Genomic DNA, 5,523 nt, shown 5'->3' with positions numbered 1-5,523 from the left:
GTGCCGCCGACCAACCCCCACCGCCCCTCCATCGTCGGCGAGCGGGTCTTCGACGTCCGCTCCGGCCGCTGGGCCGCCTTCATGGGGTGGCAGCACGGTCGCGCCTACCTCCGGCCCCCGGGCGGCGGCATCGAGTGGGACACCGAAGCGCGCTGGATCACGAACACCGAACAGTGAGATGCCCGATGAGCAGCATGATCGACAAGATCACGGCCGAGGACCGTCGCACCGCGGCCGACGTCCTCGACGACCTCCAGGCCGTCCTGAGCGCCGCCGACGTGAAACTCCCGTCCCTCGGGATCGACTGGCGCTCGGCCAAGGCCACCGGCGTCGTCCTGATCGACCTCGGGGCCGCCCGGCCGGACGTCATCGAGCGGCTGGTCGTCGTCCTCCGCAGAGGTATGCGGCCGTAGTCGGTGCCGGTGTCGTCACGGCCGGAAGCCTTGTGCTGGCGGCATCGGTTCTCGCGATGATCCCCGAGCGCGTCTCCTCCGTCGCGAGCGCGTTGGTGTTCGTGCTCGTCTTCCTCGCCGCCTCGACGGGCGGGTTCGTGTTCGCGGCGGGCTGGATGAGGGTGCGGACATGACGGCGTGGGCTTCGAGTCGCCTCGAAGCCCACGCCGAACCGCGAATCCCCGCTCCCTCAGGTGCCGTTGAGGGCGTAGCTGCGGAAGGTCGCCAGCAGCGGCAGCACCTCGGTCTTGCTGGGGTCCTCGGTGACGGCCCGCATCGCGTCGATCACGGTGTGGGCGATGATCTTCGTCACCGAGAGGTCCTCCGCCGGGGCGAGGGTGCCCCAGGCCTTCAGGGTCTGGGTCAGCAGGGCGCTCATCCGGGCGCCGATGTTGGAGCTGACGGCGTCGGAGATCTCGGCGATCTCCTCGTCGCTCATGGTGGCGCGCAGCCCGAAGGCGAGCGCCATCAGGGTATCCATGGCGTGCTCGCCGTACGCGGCGACCAGTGCCGGCAGCGGCCGTTCACCGGTGCCGCCCGCCGCCAGGGCGAACAGCGCCTCGTCGTCGTCCTTCCACGCCGCCTCCAGGGCGGCCAAGGCCCGCAGGGCCTCGTCTGCGGTGAGCCCGTCTGTCATGGAAAGAACGGTATTGAGCCGTCCCGGCTTCCGACAGGGGCGGAAGCCGGGATCACCCCTTCGAGCGAAGCGGGGTCGATTCGGGCCGGTGGACGTGCGCGAAGTGCTCCGCGTCCCAGCTGCCGCCCAGCTCAGGGGCCAGCGAGGCGTACGCGAGGGTGGCGAAGTCCTCGACCCTGCCTGCTCGTTCCGGCAGGGCGCCGAGCAGTGGGGCGCCGGCGGAGCGGGGCAGGTCGGCCAGGTTGCAGCGCTCGGCGAGGCCGGGTTCGGCGGGCCAGGAGCCGACGAGCACGCCCGCGAGCGGCAGGCCCCGGGCCGCCAGGGCCTCCGCGGTGAGGGAGACGATGTTGAGCGTCCCGAGCCCGGCGGAGGCGATCAGCAGGACCTCGGCCGGAAGGCCGGCGTCGAGCACCGCCCGGGCCTGGTCGGCGAGCGTGCGGCCCTCGTCGTCGTAGCGGACCAGCAGCCCGCCCGCGCCTTCCACCAGGACCAGGTCGTGTGTGGAAGCCAGCTCGGCGACCTCGGACACCACGTCGGCGGGGGAGAGGTACGGCATCCCGGCCCGTCGGGCGGCGGTGTCGGGCGCCAGCGGCTCGGGGTAGCGCACCAGCTCACTGATCGTCAGCTCACCCGCCAGGCGCCGGACTTCGGCGGCGTCGCCGGGCTCGTCGGCCGTCACACCGGTCTGCCCGGGCTTGAGCACGGCGACCTTCCGTCCGGCCCGCAGTGCCGCCGAGGCGACGGCGGCCGTGGCGACGGTCTTGCCGACGTCCGTGTTGGTCCCCGTCACGAAGAGGATGCGCGCGCTCATCCCTTCACCGCCGCGGCGGTCACGGCGGCAGCGATCCGTGCCACGTCCTCGTCCTCCGTCACATAGGGGGGCATGGTGTAGATCAAGTCCCGGAACGGCCGCAGCCACACGCCTTCGCGCGCCGCCGCCTCGGTGGCCGCCGGGACGTTCACCGGGTGGTCCAACTGCACGACGCCGATGGCCCCTTGGACCCGTACGTCGAGTACGCCGGGGACGTCGGCGGCCGCCGCGAGACCCTCGGCCAGCCCGGTCTCGATCCGCTTCACCTCCGTCGACCAGTCCTGCCCGAGCAGCAGCTCCAGCGAGGCGTTGGCGACCGCGCAGGCCAGCGGGTTGCCCATGAACGTGGGCCCGTGCGCGAGCACCGGCACCTCGCCGCGGCTGATCCCGTCCGCGACCTCGCCGGTGCACAGGGCGGCGGCCAGCGTCAGGTAGCCGCCAGTCAGCGCCTTGCCCAGGCACATCACGTCCGGCGAGACCCCCGCGTGGTCGGCGGCGAACAGGGCGCCGCTGCGCCCGAAGCCGGTGGCGATCTCGTCGAAGACCAGCAACACCCCGTAGCGGTCGCACAGTTCGCGCAGCATCCGCAGGTAGGCGGGGGAGTGGAAGCGCATTCCGCCCGCGCCCTGGACCACCGGCTCGACGATGACGGCGGCCAGCTCGTCGGCGTGACGCGCCATCAATTCCTCGAACCGCGCGGCGTATTCGGGGTCGATCGGAGCATCGAACCCGGCCGGCGGCTCCGGGGCGAACAGCTGGCCGGGCAGCACCCCGCCCCAGAGGTGGTGCATCCCGCCGTCCGGGTCGCACACCGACATCGGGTGGAAGGTGTCCCCGTGGTAGCCGCCGCGCCAGGTGAGCAGCCGGCGCTTGGCCGGCCGCCCGGTGGACTGCCAGTACTGGAGGCACATCTTCATCGCGACCTCGACGGCCACCGAGCCCGAGTCGGCGAGGAAGACGTGCCGCAGCGGCTCCGGGGTGATCTCCACCAGCCTGGCGGCCAGCCGGACGGCGGGCTCGTGGGTGAGCCCGCCGAACATCACATGGCTCATCCGCCCCAGCTGATCGCGCACCGCCTCGTCCAGCACCGGGTGCCGGTAGCCGTGGATCGCCGCCCACCAGGACGACATCCCGTCGACCAGCTCGCGCCGCCCGCCCGCGACCGGCTCGGCCAGGCGCAGCCGCACCCCGGAGGCGGACTCGACCACGTACGGGGTGACGGTCCCGGGCATCGGCCCGTACGGGTGCCACACGTGGGCGCGGTCGAGGGCGAGCAGGTCGGCCGCGGACGGCTGGAGCATGGTGCGTTCTCCGGAGGGTCGGAACTGTCAGGCGTTGGGCGCGAGTTCGGTGCCGGCGCCGCGGCGGCGGACCTTGACGAGGTCGCTGCGGAGCTCGTCCTCGGCGCCGGATTCGGCGACGGCCGCCGGGGAGACGGCCTCCGAGGGGACGGCCTCCGAGGGGACGGTCTCCGAGGCGGAGGCGTCCGAGCTGTGGGCGTGCCCGCCGCACGGCCCGCAGCCGCCGCCGCTGCCGCAGGCCGAGGCCGCGGTGCCGCAGCCGCCGCCCGCCCGGTCTGCCTCGGCGACGTCCGCGCGGTGGCGCGGCAGGGTGGCCTCGCCGGCGCCCTCGACCTCGAAGCCGGCGTCCTTGATCATGTCGAGGTCGGTCTGCCCGGCCTGGCCCTCGCTGGTCAGGTAGTCGCCGAGGAAGATGGAGTTGGCGATGTGCAGGCCGAGCGGCTGCATCGAGCGCAGGTGCACCTCGCGCCCGCCGGCGATCCGCACCTCGGTGTCCGGGTTGACGAAGCGGACCATCGCCAGGATGCGCAGGCAGCGCTGCGGGGTGAGGTTCCACTCCTTGGCGAGCGGGGTGCCCTCGAACGGGATGAGGAAGTTGACCGGGACGGAGTCCGAGCCCAGGTCGCGCAGGGCGAAGACGACGTCGACCAGGTCCTCGTCGCTCTCGCCCATGCCGGCGATCAGGCCGGAGCAGGCGGACAGGCCCGCGCCGTGGGCCTTCTGGACGGTGTCCACCCGGTCCGCGTAGGTGTGGGTCTTGGTGATGGTCCCGTAGGTGCCCTCGGAGGTGTTGAGGTTGTGGTTGTAGGCGTCGGCGCCCGCCGCCTTGAGCCGCTCGGCCTGGTTGTCGGAGAGCAGGCCGAGGCAGACGCAGATCTCGACCTCGGGGTCGGCGTCCTTGATGGCGGCCATGGTGTCGGTGACCCGGTCGATGTCGCGGTCCGTCGGACCGCGGCCGCTGGCGACCAGACAGACCCGCTTGGCGCCGCCGGCCACCCCGGCGCGGGCCGCGTCGGCGGCCTGGTCCGGCTTGAGCCAGGTGTACTTGAGGATCTCGGCCTTGGACCCGAGCCGCTGCGAGCAGTACGAGCAGTCCTCCGGGCAGAGCCCGCTCTTCAGGTTCACCAGGTAGTTGAGCTTGACCCGGCGGCCGAACCAGCGGCGGCGCACCTTGCCGGCCGCGGCGACCACGTCGAGCAGCTCGTCGTCGGTGGTGGCGAGGACGGCCAGGGCCTCCTCGCGGGTCGGGACTTCGCCGCGCAGGCCCTTGGCGGTGAGGGTATCGAGCAGATCCATGGGGCCGATCCTGCCTGGTGGTGATCGAGCGGCGCCAGAGCAAACCCGCCAGAAGATCGGTGTGAGGATGTGCCGATTGCCACAGTGTCGAAGGTCACGGCTCCGCCGCTGGTCACGCGCTTGACGCGAGGTCGGGCCAGAGGTTACCGGTGGGTAGGGAGTGGGTGGTGAACGGGCGGCGAGGGTGACTCCGGGCCGGTGGCCGAGGGCCGCGGCGGACGATGATCCACAACCCCCGACCCCGTGATCCACGCCACCCCCGGGATGCTTAGAATCTGCGCCATGACCACGCAGGGGGAGCGCACCCCGACTCCGGGAGAAGGCCGGGAAGGCCGGGCAGAGCAGCGGGTCGGCGGCGACGCCGGCACCGATGGGGGGACGGGCCGCACGCGGGGCCGTCGGCTGACGGTCCGTCGAACGGCCGGGTGGATCGTCGTCGTCGGCGTGGTCGCGGCCGGGGGATGGATCATCACCCGCCCGATGCCCGGCGACTACATACCCGGGCTCGGCCCCTCCAGCAAGGACGCGACCGCGACGCCGAAGGTGGTGGGCGCCCCGCCGCCGCGCACCGACCCCGAGGCCCTCAACGTCGACAACCTCTTCCCCGCCCAGCGGCCCGTCGAGGTCGGCGCCTTCAAGGCACGGCGCAACGGCGTCCGGCAGGGCGAGAACTGCGCCGAAGTGCTCCAGGACCGCGCCCAGGACCCGCTCAAGGACACCGGCTGCCAGAGCTACCTGACCGTCAGCTTCAGCGGCCAGGACCGCCCGGTGCTCAGCAGCGTCACCCTGCTGCGCTTCCCCGACCAGCCCTCCGCCGCCAGGGCCGCCGACGCCCTGCGGGCCAAGCCCGGCGCGGTCGCCTTCATCCTCGCCGACACCACCACCGCCCCCACCCAGCCGCCCGGCGGCGCCCGGACGGGCGGCGAGCCGCGGATCGAGGCGGTCGGGCACTACGTGACCGTCACCAGCTCGCGCTCGGGCGACGGCCGGCCGGCGGCCACCACCCCCGGCAGCACCGGGGCGCCG

Annotated in this window: 6 protein-coding genes; 2 read left to right on the top strand and 4 right to left on the bottom strand. The window is 73.1% G+C overall.

What is annotated here, in order from left to right:
- Positions 1 to 185 precede the first annotated feature (185 nt).
- Positions 186 to 413, top strand: coding sequence for a hypothetical protein (locus ACIQOV_RS25320; protein WP_401052118.1), 228 nt, complete (start codon positions 186 to 188; stop codon positions 411 to 413).
- Positions 414 to 642: 229 nt separating this feature from the next.
- On the opposite strand, the gene ACIQOV_RS25315 is transcribed toward ACIQOV_RS25320, so the two are convergent.
- The 4 genes from ACIQOV_RS25315 to bioB are packed head-to-tail and all read right to left on the bottom strand — an operon-like array spanning position 643 to position 4,497.
- Entirely contained in the window at positions 643 to 1,089 is a 447-nt protein-coding gene (locus ACIQOV_RS25315; protein WP_359913369.1) for a hypothetical protein, read from the bottom strand.
- Positions 1,090 to 1,141: 52 nt separating this feature from the next.
- Entirely contained in the window at positions 1,142 to 1,900 is a 759-nt protein-coding gene (gene bioD, locus ACIQOV_RS25310) for a dethiobiotin synthase (protein ID WP_401052114.1), read from the bottom strand.
- Positions 1,897 to 3,201 (bottom strand): adenosylmethionine--8-amino-7-oxononanoate transaminase, encoded by a 1,305-nt coding sequence (locus tag ACIQOV_RS25305; protein WP_401052112.1) that lies wholly within the window; start codon positions 3,199 to 3,201, stop codon positions 1,897 to 1,899. Before ACIQOV_RS25305 ends, bioD begins: the two co-directional genes overlap by 4 nt.
- Positions 3,202 to 3,228: 27 nt before the next feature.
- Complete coding sequence (gene bioB / locus ACIQOV_RS25300) at positions 3,229 to 4,497, bottom strand: biotin synthase BioB (protein ID WP_401052109.1); 1,269 nt, start codon at positions 4,495 to 4,497, stop codon at positions 3,229 to 3,231.
- Positions 4,498 to 4,779: 282 nt separating this feature from the next.
- Between bioB and ACIQOV_RS25295 the strand changes: the two genes are divergently transcribed.
- Positions 4,780 to 5,523: hypothetical protein (locus ACIQOV_RS25295; RefSeq protein ID WP_401052107.1), on the top strand; the 744-nt coding region annotated here is incomplete at its 3' end.

Origin of the sequence: Kitasatospora sp. NPDC091257 (assembly GCF_044757675.1) — a bacterium.
Classification (GTDB): Bacteria; Actinomycetota; Actinomycetes; order Streptomycetales; family Streptomycetaceae; genus Kitasatospora; species Kitasatospora lactacystinica.
Note: the sequence above shows the minus strand (reverse complement) of the source record. Positions and strands in the feature narration are given on the sequence as shown.

What these genes read in the sequence shown, in the direction of transcription:
- ACIQOV_RS25320 (WP_401052118.1), top strand. Translation starts at nt 186, where the DNA reads ATGAGCAGCATGATCGACAAGATCACGGCCGAGGACCGTCGCACCGCG.
- ACIQOV_RS25315 (WP_359913369.1), bottom strand. Translation starts at nt 1,089, where the DNA reads ATGACAGACGGGCTCACCGCAGACGAGGCCCTGCGGGCCTTGGCCGCC.
- bioD (WP_401052114.1), bottom strand. Translation starts at nt 1,900, where the DNA reads ATGAGCGCGCGCATCCTCTTCGTGACGGGGACCAACACGGACGTCGGC.
- ACIQOV_RS25305 (WP_401052112.1), bottom strand. Translation starts at nt 3,201, where the DNA reads ATGCTCCAGCCGTCCGCGGCCGACCTGCTCGCCCTCGACCGCGCCCAC.
- bioB (WP_401052109.1), bottom strand. Translation starts at nt 4,497, where the DNA reads ATGGATCTGCTCGATACCCTCACCGCCAAGGGCCTGCGCGGCGAAGTC.